The following is an 18,462-nucleotide window of genomic DNA, read 5'->3' as shown; positions in this document are numbered from 1 at the left end:
AGCCGCCTGTGTACTCTGCCGCGGCGGCCCTTCAGTCAGGCCCGGTCAAGCGCTGGCGTTACGGAGGCGCAGCCTGTCCTCCTCGCCGGAGGCGACTTCCTGGCCGCTGCTTGTCAGGAGCAGGGGCCGCAGGCGGCCGCGTATGGTGTCGGCGTTGACCACGCACTTCTTGATGTCGGAGCGCGAGGGGATCTCGTACATGACGTCCAGGAGCGTGTCCTCGAGGACGGTGCGCAGGCCCCGGGCGCCTGTCTTGTGCCGGATGGCCTCCTCGGCGATGGCGTCGAGGGCGTCCTGAGTGAAGATCAGCTCGACTCCGTCCAGGGCGAAGAATTTCTGGAACTGGCGCAGGACGGCGTTCTTCGGCTCGGTCAGGATGCGGACGAGGATGTCCTTGTTCAGCGATTCGAGGCCGACGACGAGCGGCAGGCGGCCGACGAACTCAGGGATGAGGCCGTAAGCGAGCAGGTCGTCGTGGGTGACGAGCTTCATGAGCTCGTCGATGCGGGCCTGGCCCTGCTTGCGGTCGAGGTCGGCCTTGAAGCCCATGGCGCGCCGGTCGCGGCCTATGCGCTTCTCGATGATGCGGTCGATGCCCTCGAAGGCGCCGCCGCAGATGAACAAGATGTTCTGCGTGTTGATCTGGATGAAGTCCTGGTGGGGGTGCTTGCGCCCGCCCTGAGGCGGCACGTTGGCGACCGTCCCTTCGATGATCTTGAGGAGGGCCTGCTGCACGCCCTCGCCGGAGACGTCGCGCGTGATGGAAGGGTTGTCGCTCTTGCGGGAGATCTTGTCGATCTCGTCGATGTAGACGATGCCGCGTTCGGCGCGGCTGACGTCGAGGTCGGCTGCCTGGATCAGGTGCAGGAGGATGTTCTCGACGTCCTCGCCGACGTAGCCGGCTTCGGTCAGCGCCGTGGCGTCGGCGATGGTGAAGGGGACGTCCAGGATCTTGGCGAGCGTGCGGGCGAGGTGGGTCTTGCCGACCCCGGTGGGGCCGACGAGAAGGATGTTGCTCTTCTCGAGCTCGACCTCTCCCGGGCCGCCGGTGGCGTTGACGCGCTTGTAGTGGTTGTAGACGGCCACGGAGAGGATTTTCTTCGCCTGCTCCTGGCCGATGACGTACTCGCTGAGTTGCTCGTAGAGGGCCTTGGGAGGCGGCACCTTCTGGCTGGTCTTAGCCTTGGCGGGCGCGCCTTCCTCCTCGATGATCTCGCGGCAGAGCTCGACGCACTCGTCACAGATGTAGACGGCCCCGGGGCCGGCGATGAGCTTCTTGACCTGGTCCTGGGCCTTGGCACAGAAGGAGCAGTGGTACTGCATCCGCGTTCCTTTGTTGGTCGCCATAAGTTCTCCCGTGCCCGCCCTAGGCCTGCTGCTTCGAGAGGATCTCGTCAATCAGGCCGTATTCCTTGGCCTGTTGCGCATCCATGTAGAAGTTTCGGTCGAAGTCGCGCCGTATTCGCTCCGGATCCTGGCCGGTGTTCTGGGCGAGGATGTTCCGGAGGAGGTCGTTGACCCGCAGGGTCTCGCGCGCCTCGATCTCAATGTCTGAAGCCTGGCCGCGGGTGCCGCCCATGACCTGGTGCATGTGGATGGTCGAGTTGGGCATGGCGTAGCGCTTGCCCGGCGTGCCGGAGCTGAGGAGGACGGTGGCCATGCTGGCGCAGAGGCCGACGCAGTAGGTGGCTACGTCGCAGCGATTGAGGCGCATGGCGTCGTAGATGGCGAGGCCGGCGTGCACTGAGCCTCCGGGCGAGTTGATGTAGAGGCTGATGTCGCGCTCGGGGTCCTCGCGCTCTAGGTGCAGGAACTGGGCGATGATGGCGTTAGCCACCTGGTCGTCTATCGGCGTGCCGAGAAAGACGATCCGCTCCTTGAGGAGCATCGAGTAGATGTCGTAGACGCGCTCGCCCCGGGGTGTGGTCTCGACTACGGCGGGTATGATGGCCCTGGGAAATTCCTGACTCATTCGCTCCTGTCCTATCCTGGCCGCGCAGCCGCGGTCAGTCCTGGCCGGCCTCGCGCGGCGCTGACCGGCGCTTCTTGGCGGGCTTCGGCGCTTCAGGGGCCTCCGCGGGGCTGCCCGCGCTCGCCAGCTCCACCAGTCTCTCCAGCGTCTTCCTCGTGAGCAGCGTGTTCTCTATGGTCGCGTGCCCGCTCTCGGTGCCGAAGACGCGCCGGATGGTGTCCGCCTGATCACCGGCGGAGGCTGCCATGCGGTCGATCTCGGCGTCGATCTCCTCATGGGTGACTGAAATATTCTCGGCCTCGGCAAAGCGAGTCAGCACCAGTGAGCGCCGCAATCTTGCCTCGGCCATTTCGCGGACCTCGTCGCGCACTTCCTGTTCGCTCTTGCCGATGCGGGAGATGTAGAGCTCCTGCGCGCGGGGGTCGCGCGGGTCGAGGTTCGCCTGCTCTTCGAGCACGCGGTCGATCTCGCGCTCGAGCAGGACGGAGGGGTACTCGAACTTCGCCTGGGCGACCAGCGCCTCGATGACCTCGTGCTGGTAGGCGTGCCGGGCTTCGTCCTCTTCGGCGGCGAGGAGGTCGCTGCGCAGGCGGTCTTTCAGTTCGTCGAGGCTGGCGAAGCCCTCGCCGACCTCCCTGGCGAACTCGTCGTTGAGCTCCGCGAGCCGCTCCTCCTTCACCTCTTCGACGACGATGTGGTAGGTGACTTCCTTGCCGGCGAGGCGCTTGTCCTCGAAGTCCTCCGGGACCTGGACCTTGCGGGTCTCGTCGGCGCCCTTGGACAGGCCAACGATGGCGCCCGCGAGGCCGGGGAGCGACCGCAGGGAGTCGTCCGAGAGGCGGTACTCGATGTCGGACTGTTCGTAGAGCTTGCTGCCGTCGACCTCGACCGAGATCGTGCCGCGGATGATGTCGCCTTTCTGGGCCGGGCGGTCGACGGGCTCGATGGTGCCGTAGCGGCGGCGCAGGGTGGTGAGAGTGTCCTCGACCCGCTGCTCGCTGATGCTAACGGGGGGCCTGGGCACGCGGAGCGACTTGTAGTCGCCGAGGTCGACGTGAGGCTTCAGTGGGACGGTGGCCTTGAGGACGAAAGGCTCGTGGCTCAGGACTTCGAGCTCGGGGCTGGCGACCGGGTCGAGCTTCTGTTCCTCGATGGCCTCCTTGTAGACGTCCGGGACGAGAATCTCCATGGCCTCATGCAGGAGGCGCTGGCGGCCAAGTTGCTTCTCGATGAGCGGCCTGGGGGCCTTGCCGGGGCGAAAGCCGGGGATGCGGACGCGCGGCGCGAGCTTCCGGTAGGCTTTCTCGATCGCCTCGTTGTGGCGCTCGGGCTCGACCTCGATTTCGAGCTGGACCTGACGTTGTGGTAGAGGTTCGGCGGTGATTCGCAAGGCTGTCTCGATTATAGCAGCGGGCTACCGGGCGGCCTTTTCCTGGAACGGCCTGACCAAGGGTAACGACTCAGGGGCCTTAAGCCCAATAGGGTAGCTCCTTATCGTCGCCGCGAGGAGGCGTCGGCTTGGGGCGGCGCCGGAGGCCGCGTCGGGCGCGACGCGGTTACCTGGCCCGCCGGCTCCGGGAGGCGGAGCCGAGCAGGCGGCGGCGGAGTCCGGCATCGGTCGCGGCGTCAACGGCCGTCCAGGCGAGGAGGAGGGCCCCGTCGAGGACGGCGCGGTCGCCGGCCGCGGAGGCGGCATGGGCGGCGAACTCCGGCTGGTGGTTGGCGTCCGGGAAGCATTCGAGGCTGATGCCGGGGTGGATGGAGGGGATGGCCTGGGAGACGTTGCCCATGTCGGTGGAGAAGGCCCGCTTCATGAGGTCGGGCGTCATTGCCCCGGGCTCGCGGCCAAGGACGGCGGCGTTGGCGACGTAGAGGCGAGTGAGGTCCGGGTCCTGCCGCATCTCGGCGTAGGGCTTCTCGGCCCTAACCTCGAGGCGGGCGCCGGTAGCGAGGGCGCCGGCCTCGAAGCAGCGGCGCGCCTGCTCCATCACTTCGGCCAGCTCCTCCAGGGTGCGGGCGCGCGCCATGTACGAGCCGATGGTGTGCGCGGGGATGACGTTCGAGGCGTCGCCGCCCTTGCTGACGATGCCGTGGATGCGGTCGGTGGAGCGCAGCCGCTGGCGGAGCAGGCCGATGGCCACCTGGGCGATGGTGAGGGCGTCGCCGGCGTTGATCCCGAGCTCGGGGAAGGCGGAGGCGTGGGCCTCCTTGCCGAAGTAGTGGACTTCGAACACCTGCGCGGCGAGCGTCGGCGTCTCGGCGAGCTCGAAGGGATAGGGGTGGACCATGAGGGCGGCGTGGACGCCGTCGAAGGCGCCGCCTTCGAGCATGAGGATCTTGCCGCCTCCACCCTCCTCGGCCGGCGTCCCGATCACCGACACGGTGAGGTCGAGGTCGGCGGCGAGGGGCGCCAGGAGCAGGCCGGCGCCGGCGGCCGCGGCCGCGATGACGTTGTGGCCGCAGGCATGGCCAGCCCCGGGCAGGGCGTCGTATTCGGCGACGAAGGCGACGTTGAGGGCGCCCTTGCCGGCGCGGGCGACGAAGGCGGTCGGCAGGCCGCAGACGCCGCGCTCGACCTCGAAGCCAGCGGCGGCAAGCTCCTGGCAGAGCCAGGTGGAGGCTAGCTCCTCCTGGAAAGAAAGCTCCGGGTGGGCATGGATGCGGTGGCTCAGGTCGAGGAGCCGGGGCGCGAGCTTGTCGAGGGCTTCGCGGGCGGCTTGCTTCGGGTCCACGGCGCACAGCATAGCGCGTGCCGGCCTGAGGCCACTCGTCGCCGTGGCGGCGCATGGCGGGCGAGGGGAGGGAGGGGGCGCGCGGCGTGGCGCGGGGGGTCAGCGCGCCTTGGGCGTGAAGACGTCGGTCAGGGCATCGCCGAGGAGGTTGAAGGCGAAGAGGAGGCCGCCGACCACCAGGGCGGGGAAGACCAGCAGGTGCGGGTGGCTGTTCACGGTGCGGACGCTGCTGGCCTCGAAGATCAGGGAGCCGAAGCTCGGGTGGGGCGGCTGGATGCCGATCCCGAACCAGGTGAGCACGATCTCCGAGCCGGCGATGCCGGCGAGGCCGAGGGACAGACCGACGATGATGGTGTTGCTTACGTTGGGCAGGAGGTGGCGGACGACGATCCTGGCGGTGGGGGCGCCGAGGGCGCGCGCGGCCAGGATGAACTCGGTCTCGCGCAGGGCCAGCACCTGAGAGCGGATGATGCGGGCGCCCCCGACCCAGCCGAAGAGGGAGAGCGCCCCGAAGACCAGGAAGTAGTCGGGCGCGCCCGACTCGACGATGCCGCCGATGCCCGTGAGGTCTTCGACCGAGTCCGCTACGGAGCGCACCTGATTCTTCAGGGTGGCGTTTATCAGGATGAGCATGAAGATCGTCGGGATGCTGGCGACCATGTCGCCGATGCGCATGACGACGTTGTCGAACCAGCCGCCGAGGTAGCCCGTGAAAAGCCCGAGGCCAACGGAGAGGATCAGCCCGCCGGTGGTCAGGGTGGCGACCGTGACGATCACCGTGGTCTGGGAGGCCCAGACGACGCGGCTCAGTTGGTCGCGGCCAAGCATGTCCGTGCCAAAGGGATGCGCCAGGGAGGGACCCTCTTCGGCTTCGGCAAGGTTCTGGTCCGTGTAGGCATGGATGGGCAGGACGGGGGCGGTGATGCCCACGAAGTAGAAGAGGGCGATGAAGGCGATGGCGCCGACGGCGAGCTTCTTGCGCAGGAGGCGGCGGGTGGCGATGCCCGAGGGGCTATCCGAAGCGGCGACCACGAAGACGGTGATGGCGGCGCAGACATAGAGGCCCACCAGCATGGCCACGACGCCGTCCGCGAGGCCGAAGGCGGCCGAAAAGACGGCGAGGACGACGGCTTCTATGGCGAGCACGATGCGGAGGTTCCAGGGGAAGGGCGCGCCGTGCCGCTCGGCGGCCTTTGTCTCCTCGCCGGGACGGAGCTCAGCCCCGACTGCCATAGCGGATCCTCGGGTCGATGAGGGTGTAAACGATGTCTACGGCGATGCTAGCGAGGACGAAGGCGGTGGAGCCGACGATGGTGATGGCCATGATCATGTCGTAGTCGCGGCCGCCGATGGACTCGAAGGCGAGGCGGCCGAAGCCGGGGATGCCCGTGAGGGTCTCGACGAAGAAGGAGCCTTCGAGGAGGCCGACGAGCGAGAAGATGATGATCGTGCTCAAGGGGAGCATGGCGTTGCGCATGACGTGCCGCGCCATGACCACGGGTTCGCTGATGCCCTTCATGCGCGCGGTGCGGACGTAGTCGGCGGCGAGCACGTCCAGGGTGAAGGCGCGCGTGTAGCGGGCCCACACGGCGATCCCGGGCACGGAGAGGGCCAGGATTGGGATCACGGCCTGCTCGCTCAGGACGCCGATGCACTCATAGCCGGATGGCAGGACGTCGAGATAGACGGGGCAGTCCTGGGGCCAACCCCGGGCGTCGAGCACGCCGAGCTTCAGGGGGAAGAAAAGCAGCAGAAAAGGCACCGAGATCAGGCTCGGGATCGACTGGAAGAGGAGGAAGGTGCTGATCGAGGCGGGGTCGACCCATGTGCCCTGCCGGCGGGCGGCGAAGACGCCGACGGGAATGCCGATGCCCATGGTGATGGTCAAGGCTACGGCGTTGTACTGCATGGAGCGCCAGATGGCGGGGAACATGATCTCCTCGACGTCTATGCCGCGAAAGCGGTAGCTCTCGCCGAACTCGAGGCCGGTCAAGACCCCCTTCATGTAGATGTAGTACTGCTCCCAGATCGGGTCATCGAGGCCGCGTTCCTTACGGATGCGCTCCCGCACTTCGGGGTCGCGGAACTGGCCCTGGAGGATGGAGATGGGGTCTCCGGGGCCGAGGCGGGCCATCGTGAAGGTTATGGCTGTGACGGCGAAGAGGATGACCGGCAGCCAGAGTAGCCGTCGCATCAGGTAAGGGAGGGCCCCCTGCACGGCTGCTCTGCGGCCTGCTAGCGCTCGATGGTCACGAAGCGCAGACGCGGGATAATCATCGCCCGCGGGTCATAGCCCTTGACGTGCGGCTGCACCACGAAGTGTTGGACGCCGAAGGTCAGCGGCACCCAGGGCAGGTCGCGCAGGAGGATCTGCTCGGCCTCCCGGTAGAGCGCGAGGCGCCGCTCGACGTTCTGCTCCGTGCGGGCCCGCTCCACCAGGGCGTCATACTCGGGGTTCTCGTAGCGCGTGTTGTTCTGGCGGCTGCGGCTGTGGAAGAGGAGGTCGAGGACGTTCTCGGGGTCGGGGTAGTCCATGATCCAGCCGGAACTGAAGAGCTGGAGGTTGCCGCGGTCGAGGTCATCGAAGAAGGCCGCGACCTCGGTCTGGGCGATGCGCACCTCGACGCCGAGGTTCTGCTTCCACATCTCGATGATGGCCTGGGTGTCGAGGCCGGCGGTCGCGCCCGCGCCAGCTTCCGTGAAGGTGATCGGCGGCAGGCGGCCGGCGTACTTGGACTCCTGGAGCAGCTGGCGTGCCCGCTCCGGGTTGTACTCTGGCCCCTTCGAGTTCGGGTTGTAGCCCGGAGAGCCGGCAGGCAGGAAGCCGTTCGCCACCGGCACCATGTCCTTGAACAGCACCTTCGCGATCTGCTCGCGGTCGATGGCGAGGGCGAAAGCCTGGCGGACCTTGGGATCGTCGAAGGGCGCGGTCTTGGTGTTGAAGCCTATGTAGTCGATGGAGAGGCTGGGAGCCGTGCGGTACAGCGGGTTGAGCTTGTCGCGCGGGCTGCGGACGCGCTCGATGTCGTTGATGCTGATGCCCGCGACATCGATCTCATTATTCTCGAACTGCGTGAGCGCGGAGCCGCCGGCAAGGTTGAACAGCACGCGCTTCACGGACGGCGCGCCCAGGTGATACTTGTCGTTGGCGGTAAGGATGATGCGCTCGTTGAGGCGCCACTCCTGGAGCTTGTAGGGGCCGGTGCCGTTCGGGCGGCGCGTCCAGTTGCGCGGGTTGGCTTCGACCTGGTTTTTGTCGACCACGAAGGCGGTCGGGTAGGTCAGCTTGGCGAGGAAGTAAGGCTTCGGCTCGTCGATGGTGATGCGGAGCGTCAGGCTGTCGACGACCTGGACCCCGGAGATGGACTGGGCGCGGCCGCGGATCATGTCGCGCGCGCCCACGATGTCGCCCAGGTAGGCCTCGGCGGTGGTGGACGCCGTGCGTGGATTGGCGGTGCGCTCGATGGAGTACTTGAAGTCGTCCGCGGTCACGGGGCGGCCGTCGTGGAAGAGGGCGTTGCGGCGCAGGAAGAACGTGTAGGTGCGGCCGTCAGGGCTGACCTCCCAGCGCTCGGCGATGTCGGGGACGACCTTCAGGTCGCGGTCCAGGGTTACGAGGCCGCCGAAGATCTCGACGATGTAGGTCGCGGAGCCGGCGTCGCCGGCGAGCGCGGGGTCGAGGGTGATGGGGTCAGCGCCGAGGAGTCTCAGGTCTCCCGCCGCTGCCTGGGCGCCACCCCGGTTCGGGTTCAGGGGGTCGCCGCCCTGGGTAGAACCACCGCCACCATCGTCGCCGCCGCCGCCGAGGATGACGATCGCGAGGACGCCGAGGACGATGACGAGGGCAGCGATCACGCCGAAGAGTCCGAGAATCGTCTTGTTCATCGCCCTATCCTCCCTGTCCCCGCGCTTCGGAAAGCTCCCAAGCTCCCTGCCCCTGCAGTCAGGGGACTCGAATGCAATACCAGGTACGAATCTTAGCAAACGGCGGTTTCCGCATTCTACGCCGCTGAAGCCGAGCAGCCGCACCCGGAAGGGTGAGCAAAGCGCCGGGGGTTTCGCGCGCGCCCTCCGGCGCCTGACTGTGGTGGAGAGTCGCGACGGGCGTGAGCGTGTTGTCCCTAGCGCTCAGCGGGAGTAGGATGCGGACAAACCGACGCGTCGGTCGGATTTGGAAATGATCCCGCAGGAACGCGCCAGCCGCCGCCACGAGAAGATCCTCGACGCCGCCCTGCGTGTCTTCGCGCGCAAGGGCTACCGGGACGCGGCCGTGGACGACATCGCGAGCGAGTCAAAGACCTCCAAGGGCGGCGTCTACTTTCACTTCCCGGGCAAGCAGGCCATTTTCCTGGAGCTCCTGGACCGGACGGCATCGAGGCTGCGCCGGAAGATCGAGGAGACGATCGAGTCGGAACCGGACCCGATAAAGCGCGCCGACGCCGCCCTGGTTGTCGTGCTGCGGACATTCGCTTCGCACCGCTCGCTGGCGCGCCTGTTCATGATCGAGGCCCTGGGCGCGGGCAAGGAGTTCCACCGCCGGCTGTCGGAGATCCACGAGGAGTTCGCGTCGATCATCAAGGAGCAGCTGGACGAGGCGGTGCGCCTCGGGGTCATCGAGCCGCTGGACACGCAGGTGGCGGCAACGGCCTGGTTCGGCGCCCTCAACGAGGTGGTGATGCGCTGGCTCCTGTCGGGCAAGCCCGCCCGCCTGCACGACGCCTACGAGGCGCTACGGCCGCTGCTGGTGCGCAGCGTCGGCGTCCGCGTGCCGCCGCCGGAGGCGAGCTTCGAGCGGGAGCTGCGGGAACGTCTGCAGGGCGTCCTTGGCCGCGCCCGAGAGGCGGCGACGGCCCAGGGGCGGCCGGTGCTGGCGTCCGTGACCCTGGCCTGTGACCCCGTGGACCCCGTAGCGGTGTTCGAACGCGCCGGCGCTCCGGCCGCCTTCTGGCAGCAACCGTCGGATGGCGTCGCGATGGTCGCGGCCGGAGAGGCCTGGAGCCTGAAAGCGGCCGGCGCCAACCGCATCGACGAGACGCGACGGGCGTGGAAGGCGGCGCTGGACGAGGCCGTGGTCGATGCCGGCACGGCGCCCTTCGAGGCGCCGGTCGCGCTGGGGGCCTTCGCCTTCAAGCCGGCCGCCGGCGGTCCTGAGTCTCGACTCCCGGACGCCGCCCTTTCCGTGCCGCGGTTCCTCTTCGCCTGCCAGCGAGGCGAATGGTGGCTGACGGTGTCGCTGCCGGTGACCGAAGGAACAGAGGCCGAGGCGGAGGTCCTTGCCGTGGAGCGTGAGCTAGCGCGCCTGACCGCGCCCGGCGGGGACTCGCATGAGCCGCGTCCCCTGGCCCCCTGCCCGGCGGACGAGGACGAACGGGAGGCCTGGGAGGCTGCCGTGCGTTCGCTGCTGGCGGACATCGAGGCTGGCAGAGCGGAAAAGGTGGTGCTGGCGCGGACCGTGAGGCTGCGGGCGGAAGGGGGCGTAGACTTCTCCGCGGCGCTGCGCCGCCTCGCCTCCCGCTACGCTTCCTGCACGCTGTTCGCGTTCGCCCGGGAGGGGGCCTGCTTTTTCGGCGCCACCCCGGAGCGGCTGCTGCGCATCCAGGACGGCGTCGTGAACGTCGACGCGCTGGCGGGGTCGATTTCGCGCGGGCGGGACGAGACGGAGGACCGGGAGATGGCCTCGCGGCTCCTGCACGACCCCAAGGAGCTGCACGAGCACAAGGTCGTCGTGTCGGCGATCGAAGAGGCGCTGGCGCCGCTGTGCGTGAGCGTGGAGGTCGCGCCTGCGCCGCGCATCGTCAGCTACGCGAACGTGCATCACCTGTATACGCCCGTGTCGGCGCTGGCGCTGCCGGGCCAGGACATCTTCGAGTTCGTGGAGCGCCTGCATCCCACGCCGGCGACGGGAGGGCAGCCCCGGGAGGCGGCGCTGGAGCTGATCGAGAGGTACGAGGCCTTCGACCGCGGCTGGTACGCCGGGCCCTGCGGCTGGGTGGACGCGGGCGGCAACGGCGAGTTCGTGGTGGCCATCCGGTCGGCGCTGGCGGAGGGCGAGCAGGTCACGCTTTACGCGGGCTGCGGCATCGTCGCCGGCTCCGACCCCGGGCGCGAGTACGAGGAGTCCAACGTGAAGCTGCAGGCGATGCTGTCTGCGCTAGGCGTGGAGTAGTGGACGCGCACGCCGTCGCCCTGCGGGCATACGTCGGGGCATTCGTCGACGAGATGGCGCTTTGCGGCGTCACGGACGTGGTGGTGTGCCCCGGTTCGCGCTCGACGCCGCTGGCGATGCTGGTACGGGAGCACCCGAAGCTGAGGACGTGGATGCACCTGGACGAGCGGTCGGCGGCATTCTTCGCGCTCGGAATATCGAAGGCCCAGCGCCGGCCCGCGGCCGTGGTGTGCACCTCCGGCACGGCGGCGGCGAACTTCCTGCCCGCGGTGGTAGAGGCGAAGTACGGGCAGACGCCGCTGCTGGTGCTCACGGCCGACCGCCCCCAGGAGCTGCGCGACGTGGGCGCGCTGCAGACGATCGACCAGGTGCGTCTGTACGGGTCGCACGCCAAACGTTTCGAGGAGATGCTGCTGCCCGAAGCGACACCGCTCGCCGTCCGCCACGCCCGCTATGCCGCCGACCGCGCCGTCGCGACCGCGCTCTCGGCGCCGCCCGGGCCGGTGCACCTGAATTTCCCGTTCCGGGAGCCGCTGGTGCCGGCGCCGCGCCAGAGGGACGAGGCCGCGGAGGCCCGGCCTCGGCGGCTCACGGCCGTGAGCCGAGGCAGCCCCTCCCACCCCTCGCTGGACATTCCCGACCTACGGGCGAAACTCGGGCCGGCGGCCAGAGGCCTCGTCGTCTGCGGCCCGATGGACGCGGGCAACGGCGGCCATGAGGCCCTGAGCGCGGCGCTGCGGCGGGGCATACCCGTGCTCGCCGATGCGTTCTCGCAGCTGAGGTGCGGCGCCCTGGCGGGGCCCGTGATCGACCGCTACGACGCCTTTCTCAGGGACGAGGCGACGGCGGCGAGCCTGGCCTTCGACTACGTGGTGCGCATCGGCGCCGTGCCGACTTCCAAGCCGCTGCAGCAGTTCCTCGAGAGGAACAGCGAGGCCGTCCAGATAGTCGTGACGCCCCCGGAGACATGGGTAGACCCCGCGCGGACGGCGAGCCACATCGGCTGGGGGTCCGGCCTGCAGGCGATGGGCCTGATCGAGCAGGTGGCGGAGGCCTACGGCGAAGCGGACCACGGGCCCGGCGAAGGGCCCGGTCCCGGCGCCGCGGAGCAGCGCGCCTGGCTCGACGCCTGGCGCCGCGCGAACGAGACGGCCGCCGCGGTCATCGAGTCCGAGATCGGCGGCTGCGGGAAGCTCACGGAGCCGCTTGTGTTCCGCCGCCTCGCGGAACTCGTGCCGGAGGACTCGGTCGTCTTCGCCGGCAACAGCATGCCGGTGCGCGACCTCGACTCCTTCTGGCCCGCGAGCGCGAAGAGGTTGCGCTTTCTGGCCAACCGAGGCGCGAGCGGCATCGACGGCGTGGTCTCGACGGCGCTCGGGGTCGCGGCCGCCAGCGGCCAGCCCACGGTGCTCGTCCTGGGTGACATCTCGCTCTACCACGACATGAACGGCCTCTTCGCGGCGAAGCGCCACGGCATCAACGCGACGATCGTGGTGATCAACAACGATGGCGGCGCGATCTTCTCCTTCCTGCCGCAGGCCGAGCAGGGGGAGCACTTCGAGGAGCTTTTCGGCACGCCGCACGGGCTCACCTTCGAGCACGCGGCCGCGCTCTACGGGCTCGACTACGCCTGTCCGCAGAGCCCGGATGAGTTCGACGCGGCGGTCGCGCGATCGCTGGGGAGCGCGGGGGTCACCCTCATCGAGGTGCGGACCGACCGCGCCGAGAACCTGGCCGTGCACCGCGACATCTGGTCCAAGGTGAGCGAGGCGCTGGCGCGCGAGCGCGAGAAGGCCGGCGCCCTGGAGGGGCGCTGATGCGCGTGCAGGTCAACGGCATCGGCCTGAACGTGGAGGTCTGGGGCGAGGGGCCGCCCGTGGTGCTCTTGCACGGGTTCACGGGCCGCGCGACGAACTGGCGGCCGATCGCCGAGCGCTGGCCGCGCCTCCGTGCGGTTGCGGTCGACATAACGGGGCACGGCGATTCCGACTCGCCGGCCAGCGTCGAGCGCTACACGGCGCCGGCCTTCTGCGCCGACCTCGCGGCCCTGCTCGATGCCCTGGGCATCGAGCGGGCGGCGCTCGCCGGCTACTCGATGGGCGGCCGGCTGGCGCTGCAGTTCGCGCTCGGGCGGCCAGAGCGAGTGAGCGCGCTCGTCATCGAGAGCGCGTCGGCCGGCATCGCGGACGCCGCCGAGCGGGCGGCGCGCGTAGCCAGCGACGAGGCGCTGGCGGAGCGCATCGAGCGCGAAGGCATCGAGGCCTTCGTGGACTACTGGCAGTCGATACCGCTGTGGGAGAGCCAGAAGCTGCTGCCGGAGTCACGGCGAGCGGCGCTGCGGGCGCAGCGGCTCCAGAACTCGCCCAGGGGGCTGGCGAACAGCCTGCGGGGCATGGGCGCCGGCGCGCAGGACTACGTCTTCGACCGGCTGCCGGGACTGCGGCTGCCGGTCCTGTTCGTGGCCGGCGAACTGGACGCCCGCTACGCGGCCCTGGCGCGGTCGATGGCGGCGCTGGTCCCGGGCGCGGAGGTGCGCATCATCCCGGGCGCGGGGCACGCGACGCACTTCGAACGCCCGGAGGCATTCGCCGAAGCGGCGGGCGAGTTCCTGACAAGGTTTCTATTGAGCGAAAAGGTGGAGGCCTGACATGGGGTTCAACTGGGAGCCGATCCGGGAATACAAGGACATCCTCTTCGAGTACTACGAGGGGATCGCCAAGATCACGATCAACCGGCCGGAGGTGCGTAACGCCTTCCGTCCGCAGACGCTGTTCGAGCTGTCGGACGCCTTCAGCCGGGCGCACGAGGACAACCGCGTGGGGGTCATCATCCTTACCGGCGCCGGCACGCAGGCCTTCTGCTCCGGAGGCGACCAGCGAATCCGGGGCGACGGCGGCTACGTCGGCGACGACGGCGTGCCCCGGCTCAACGTCCTCGAACTGCAACGGCAGATACGGGCGCTGCCCAAGCCGGTGATCGCGATGGTCGCCGGATACGCGATCGGCGGCGGCCACGTCCTGCACGTGGTCTGCGACCTGACCATCGCCGCGGACAACGCCATCTTCGGCCAGACGGGGCCGCGGGTCGGCAGCTTCGACGCCGGCTTCGGATCGTCCCTGCTCGCGCGGCTGGTGGGCGACAAGCGGGCGAAGGAGTTCTGGTTCCTCTGCCGGCAGTACGACGCCCGCAGGGCGTACGAGATGGGCCTGGTGAACGCCGTCGTCCCCCTCGAGCGCCTGGAGGAGGAGACGGTGCAGTGGTGCAAGGAGATCCTGGAGAAGAGCCCGCTGGCCCTGCGGTTCATCAAGGCGGCTTTCAGCGCAGCCGAGGACGGCCTTGCCGGCCTGCAGCAGTTCGCCGGGGACGCGACGCTGCTCTACTACCTGACGGACGAGGCGAAGGAGGGCAAGAACGCCTTCCTCGAGAAGCGCAAGCCCGACTTCTCGCGCTTCCCGCGCTTCCCGTAGGCCCATGAAGGTCGCGGGCGCCCGCTTGCTGCGCTACCGGGTGCCCTTTCGCCAGCCTTACGCCACCGCCCGCGGCTCCGCGGCCGCGCGCGAAGGCTTCATAGTCGAGCTGCGGTCGGAGTCCGGCCTTACGGGCCTGGGGGAGGCGTCGCTCTTGCCGGACGCGGCGGGGGACATCGAGGCCTTCGGCCGGAGCGTCGAGGCCACGCTGCGCGCGGCGATCGGGCGGGAGGTCGAGGCGATCGTGGAGGGCACCGGCCCGGGGCCTGCGGGCGCGGCCGTCGACATGGCCGCGTGGGACCTCCTGGCGCGCTCCTGGCAGCGGCCGCTGGCGCTGGTGCTGGCGGCCTCGCCGGCCAGCGAGGTGGAGGTGAACGCGCTGGTCACGGCGGTGGCGCCGGAGGTGGTGTACGAGCAGGCGTCCGCCGCCTGCCGCGCCGGCTTCGACTGCCTGAAGCTCAAGGTGGGGATAGCGGCCAGCGCGCGGGAGGAGATCGAGCGGGTGAAGGCGGCCCGGGGCGCGGCGGGGCCGGACCGCGGGCTGCGCCTGGACGCGAACGGGGCCTGGGACGAGGATGTGGCTTTCCACATGATCAAGAACTTCGCCCCCTATGAGCCGGAGTACATCGAGCAGCCGATACCGCCGGGGAACCTCGAGGCGTTCCGGCGGCTGCGGGACTCGACGCGGGTGCCGCTGGCCGCGGACGAGGAGATCTCGGACGCCGCGGCGGCGCACCGGGTGCTGCGGTCTGGCGCGGCGGACGTGCTGGTGCTCAAGCCCGTGGCCATCGGCGGCATAACCGCGGCCAGGGAGGTCGCGGCCTCCGCCCTGGCGGTGGGGGTGAAGGTCACGTTCACGACGAGCATCGACACGGCGGTCGGGACGGCGGCGGCGCTGCACCTGGCTTCGGCGATGGCGCCGGAGACCGCGCACGGGCTCGCGACGCTCGGGCTCCTGGAGTCGGCGCTCGCCGCGAGCCCGCCCTCGGCCGAGGGCGGCACGATGGCCGTCCCTGAGGCGCCCGGCCTCGGCGTCGAGCTGGACCCGGCGGCCGTGGCGCGCTACTGCACGACGGTCTTCGAGCTGTGAGCGGGAAGCCGAGCCTGACGACGCCGGACTGGCTCCGGCAACGGGCCGCGGCGTCGCCCGCGAGGACGGCGATCGTCTCGCGTGAGGGGACGCTTAGCTTCGCGGACCTGGACGCCGCGGCCTCCGGGGTCGCAGGCCGCTTGCGGGCGCTGGGCGTGAAGCCGGGCGACCATGTGGCGCTGCTGGCGCCGAACAGCGCCGCCTTCGCCAAGGTGGTGTTCGGCGTGATGCGCGCCGGGGCCGCCCTGGTGCCGCTCAACACGCGCTTAACGGACGCGGAGTTGGCCTGGCAGCTCGCAGACAGCGAGCCGGCGCTGCTGGTGGCGGCCGGAGGCGCTCCCATACCGCCTTCGCGCTGCGCGCTCGCGACGCTGGAGGAGGTCTCGGAGGCGGGCGGCGAGGCGATGGGGGAGGCGGGTCAGTTCGACCTTGATGCGCTGCACAGCATCATCTACACCTCCGGGACGAGCGGGCGGCCAAAAGGGGCGATGCTCACCTATGGCAACCACCTGTGGAACGCCCTCGGCTCGGCCGCGAACCTGGGCGTGCGGGACGACGACCGCTGGCTCGCCTGCATGCCGCTGTTCCACGTCGGCGGGCTCTCCATCCTGCTCCGCGGCGTGCTGTACGGCATGACGGTCGAGGTGCACGAGGGCTTCGACGCGGCGCGGGTGAACGAGGCCCTGAGCGGGGGCGATGTGACGATCGTGTCGCTGGTGGCGACGATGCTGCGGCGGATGCTGGCGGCGCATGAGGGCGCGTACCACCCCAGGCTCCGCTGCGTGCTCCTCGGCGGCGGCCCGGCGCCGGCGGACCTGGTGCAGGAGTGCCTGCGCCGCGGCATACCGGTGGCGCCGACTTACGGGCTCACGGAGGCGGCGTCGCAGGTGTCGACCCTCCTGCCGGAAGAGGCGGCTGCGAAGCCGGGGTCGGCCGGTAAGCCGCTGCTGACGGTGGTGCTGAGCATCGTGCGGGAGGACGGCAGCGCCGCCCCGGCGGGCGAGGCGGGCGAGATCGCCGTGCGGGGGCCGACGGTGATGGCCGGTTACTGGCGCCGGCCGGAGGCGACCGCGGCCGCCCTGCGCGACGGCAGCCTGCGCACGGGCGACTACGGCTACCTGGACAGCGAGGGCTACCTGTATGTGGCCGACCGTCGCGACGACCTCATCGTGACGGGGGGCGAGAACGTGTACCCGGCGGAGGTGGAGGCGGTGCTGGAGGCGCACGCGGCGGTGCGGGAGGCGGGCGTGTTCGCGCTTCCCGACCGGGAGTGGGGCCAGCGCGTGGCGGCGGCGGTGGTGCTCGAGCCGGGCGCCGAGGCCGGCGCCGAGGCGCTGCGGGCCTGGTGCCGCGAGCGCCTTGCCGGCTACAAGGCCCCGCGTACCTTCGTCTTCCTGCCGGAGTTGCCCCGGACGGCCTCCGGCAAGCTCCTGCGCCGCGAGCTCCGCGAGCGCCACGGCGGTTAGGCGCCGGGCGCGCTGGCGGCGGCGCCTTCAGGGAAATCTCGCGCGGGAGTATTTGCCCGCGATTGTGATGGCCTTATAATCCAATCAGCCGTCCGTTAAGCGAAATTGTGATGCCCCTGCGTATCCCCTCCCCCGCCGGGCCCGTCCGTTGAACCGGTTTCTCGCGCCTGCTTCCGCGGCGCTGATCCTCGTCACCCTCCTGCTCGCGAGCGGCGGTTCCGGAAGTGGCCACCAGGCAGCCGCTGCCGGTGGCGCCTCGCCTCAGGACCTGGTCCGGCAAAGAGTTGGCGCCCCCTCTGGCATCGCCGCGGCGGTGGCGACTCCCCAGGAGGAACTCGAGGAGGCCGTGCGCCAGGGGCGGCTGGACCGAGCTGTGCTGGACGCGATCCTCGCTGACGGCCAGGTGGACGCGATCCTCGTTGTCGACTCCTCGACTGTGACTGCGGCGTTCCGAGACGAGAAGGTGCGCCGAGGGCTCACCAAGGATGACGCCGACATACTCAGGCGCAAGGCTGCCGCATTCGCCACGCTGAAGACGACAGCCCTGGCGCGGGCTGCCGGAGCGGCCGTGGTTCTCCGAGACTATACGCACTTTGCTCTTCAGCACGTGCGCTTCCGATCCGAGGCGGCCCTTGCGGCAGTGCTCCGGGATCCGTCGGTGGCCGTTGCGGCCAATCGATTCCTTGAACTGTCGCTCGGTCAGAGCCTGCCGCTGATTGGGCAGCCGGCTGCCGAGAGTGCAGGTCACACCGGCACCGGCGCGACCGTTGCCATCCTCGACACAGAGGTGAACGAGCTCAATTCAGCTTTTGGTTGTACTGCTGTTGGCACGCCGGCGACATGCAAGGTCGCGGTGAAACAGGACTTTGCTCCCGGGTCGTCAGCGTGCAGTGCGCATGGAACAAACGTCGCGGCAATCGCCGTCGGGGTGGCACCAGGGGCAAAGGTTGCTGGCCTTGACGTCTTTCAGCCCGTGCCAGGCCCGCCATGTTCCCTAGGTGCAGCAACCTCAGACATCGTTTCGGCTCTCAACTGGGTCATCGACAATCAGAGCGCGCACAACATCGTTGCGGCCAACATGAGCCTTGGCTCTCCAGAGACGTACTTCACCGTTGCGTGCAGCCTCGCTAATCCCTATCTAGAGGCGTTCGCAGGGGTCCGCGAGGCCGGCGTGTTGCCCATCGTGTCATCCGGCAACGATGCATATGCTCTCGGGGGCTTTACGAACGGCATATCGAGCCCAGCCTGCACGCCCGGGGCTGTAAGCGTGGGTGCTGTGTATGACGCCAACATCGGAGGGGTGGCGTATAGCGATTGCACGGACTTCACAACAGCAGCCGACCAAATCACCTGCTTCTCGCAGTCAGCCTCCATTCTCTCGCTGCTCGCTCCCGGCGCGCGCATAACGGCCGCGGGATTCCCGATGTACGGCACTTCCCAGGCGGCGCCCCATGTTTCGGGCGCAGTGGCCGTGCTCGCCGGCGCCAGTCCGTCCTCCACGGTCGCGCAACGGGAGGCGGCGCTCACGGGCACGGGCCCGCAAATAACGGACCCGCGCAACGGCGTCAC

Annotated in this window: 14 protein-coding genes; 7 read left to right on the top strand and 7 right to left on the bottom strand. The window is 69.5% G+C overall.

All coding sequences use genetic code 11. The features are described from left to right. Positions 1–45: 45 nt before the first annotated feature. The 7 genes from clpX to VNN10_03765 all read right to left on the bottom strand — a co-directional run bounded on the left by clpX (position 46) and on the right by VNN10_03765 (position 8,589). On the bottom strand, positions 46–1,347 hold the full coding sequence (gene clpX / locus VNN10_03795) for an ATP-dependent Clp protease ATP-binding subunit ClpX (GenBank protein ID HXH21128.1): 1,302 nt from the start codon (positions 1,345–1,347) through the stop codon (positions 46–48). 19 nt (positions 1,348–1,366) lie between these two features. Further along, the gene (locus VNN10_03790; protein ID HXH21127.1) at positions 1,367–1,972 is read right to left on the bottom strand and encodes an ATP-dependent Clp protease proteolytic subunit; all 606 of its coding nucleotides are present in this window, start codon (positions 1,970–1,972) and stop codon (positions 1,367–1,369) included. 34 nt (positions 1,973–2,006) lie between these two features. Further along, positions 2,007–3,362, bottom strand: a complete 1,356-nt coding sequence (gene tig, locus VNN10_03785; protein ID HXH21126.1) for a trigger factor — start codon at positions 3,360–3,362, stop codon at positions 2,007–2,009. 166 nt (positions 3,363–3,528) lie between these two features. Beyond that, positions 3,529–4,704 carry a M20 family metallopeptidase gene (locus tag VNN10_03780; protein ID HXH21125.1) on the bottom strand — a complete coding sequence of 392 codons (1,176 nt, stop codon included), beginning with the start codon at positions 4,702–4,704 and terminating at the stop codon, positions 3,529–3,531. Between the two features lie 99 nt (positions 4,705–4,803). Further along, the gene (locus VNN10_03775) at positions 4,804–5,937 is read right to left on the bottom strand and encodes an ABC transporter permease (GenBank protein HXH21124.1); all 1,134 of its coding nucleotides are present in this window, start codon (positions 5,935–5,937) and stop codon (positions 4,804–4,806) included. After that, the gene (locus tag VNN10_03770) at positions 5,921–6,922 is read right to left on the bottom strand and encodes an ABC transporter permease (GenBank protein ID HXH21123.1); all 1,002 of its coding nucleotides are present in this window, start codon (positions 6,920–6,922) and stop codon (positions 5,921–5,923) included. Before VNN10_03770 ends, VNN10_03775 begins: the two co-directional genes overlap by 17 nt. A gap of 17 nt (positions 6,923–6,939) precedes the next feature. After that, positions 6,940–8,589 (bottom strand): peptide ABC transporter substrate-binding protein, encoded by a 1,650-nt coding sequence (locus VNN10_03765; protein HXH21122.1) that lies wholly within the window; start codon positions 8,587–8,589, stop codon positions 6,940–6,942. Between the two features lie 292 nt (positions 8,590–8,881). Here VNN10_03765 and VNN10_03760 point away from each other — a divergent pair, with 292 nt between their 5' ends. The 7 genes from VNN10_03760 to VNN10_03730 form a co-directional block, all read left to right on the top strand. Next, positions 8,882–10,870 carry an isochorismate synthase gene (locus VNN10_03760; protein ID HXH21121.1) on the top strand — a complete coding sequence of 663 codons (1,989 nt, stop codon included), beginning with the start codon at positions 8,882–8,884 and terminating at the stop codon, positions 10,868–10,870. Continuing rightward, positions 10,870–12,687, top strand: coding sequence for a 2-succinyl-5-enolpyruvyl-6-hydroxy-3-cyclohexene-1-carboxylic-acid synthase (menD, locus tag VNN10_03755; protein HXH21120.1), 1,818 nt, complete (start codon positions 10,870–10,872; stop codon positions 12,685–12,687). The genes VNN10_03760 and menD overlap by 1 nt, the downstream gene beginning before the upstream one ends. Continuing rightward, positions 12,687–13,517, top strand: coding sequence for a 2-succinyl-6-hydroxy-2,4-cyclohexadiene-1-carboxylate synthase (menH, locus tag VNN10_03750; protein ID HXH21119.1), 831 nt, complete (start codon positions 12,687–12,689; stop codon positions 13,515–13,517). The genes menD and menH overlap by 1 nt, the downstream gene beginning before the upstream one ends. Before the next feature lies 1 nt (position 13,518). Further along, positions 13,519–14,337 carry a 1,4-dihydroxy-2-naphthoyl-CoA synthase gene (gene menB / locus VNN10_03745; protein ID HXH21118.1) on the top strand — a complete coding sequence of 273 codons (819 nt, stop codon included), beginning with the start codon at positions 13,519–13,521 and terminating at the stop codon, positions 14,335–14,337. Between the two features lie 4 nt (positions 14,338–14,341). Further along, positions 14,342–15,427, top strand: coding sequence for a mandelate racemase/muconate lactonizing enzyme family protein (locus tag VNN10_03740; protein HXH21117.1), 1,086 nt, complete (start codon positions 14,342–14,344; stop codon positions 15,425–15,427). Beyond that, positions 15,424–16,893 carry an o-succinylbenzoate--CoA ligase gene (gene menE / locus VNN10_03735; GenBank protein ID HXH21116.1) on the top strand — a complete coding sequence of 490 codons (1,470 nt, stop codon included), beginning with the start codon at positions 15,424–15,426 and terminating at the stop codon, positions 16,891–16,893. The genes VNN10_03740 and menE overlap by 4 nt, the downstream gene beginning before the upstream one ends. A gap of 148 nt (positions 16,894–17,041) precedes the next feature. Next, a partial coding sequence (locus tag VNN10_03730) for a S8 family serine peptidase (protein ID HXH21115.1) occupies positions 17,042–18,462 on the top strand: 1,421 nt, incomplete at its 3' end.

The organism is Dehalococcoidia bacterium, from assembly GCA_035574915.1.
In the GTDB taxonomy this organism is placed as follows: Bacteria; Chloroflexota; Dehalococcoidia; order DSTF01; family WHTK01; genus DATLYJ01.
This window is presented reverse-complemented; position numbering and strand designations above follow the sequence as displayed.

Bases quoted from the DNA above. Each gene is read 5' to 3' on its own strand.
- VNN10_03760 (HXH21121.1), top strand. From the start codon at position 8,882: ATGATCCCGCAGGAACGCGCCAGCCGCCGCCACGAGAAGATCCTCGAC.
- menB (HXH21118.1), top strand. From the start codon at position 13,519: ATGGGGTTCAACTGGGAGCCGATCCGGGAATACAAGGACATCCTCTTC.
- clpX (HXH21128.1), bottom strand. From the start codon at position 1,347: ATGGCGACCAACAAAGGAACGCGGATGCAGTACCACTGCTCCTTCTGT.
- VNN10_03775 (HXH21124.1), bottom strand. From the start codon at position 5,937: ATGGCAGTCGGGGCTGAGCTCCGTCCCGGCGAGGAGACAAAGGCCGCC.
- VNN10_03765 (HXH21122.1), bottom strand. From the start codon at position 8,589: ATGAACAAGACGATTCTCGGACTCTTCGGCGTGATCGCTGCCCTCGTC.
- VNN10_03790 (HXH21127.1), bottom strand. From the start codon at position 1,972: ATGAGTCAGGAATTTCCCAGGGCCATCATACCCGCCGTAGTCGAGACC.
- menH (HXH21119.1), top strand. From the start codon at position 12,687: ATGCGCGTGCAGGTCAACGGCATCGGCCTGAACGTGGAGGTCTGGGGC.
- VNN10_03740 (HXH21117.1), top strand. From the start codon at position 14,342: ATGAAGGTCGCGGGCGCCCGCTTGCTGCGCTACCGGGTGCCCTTTCGC.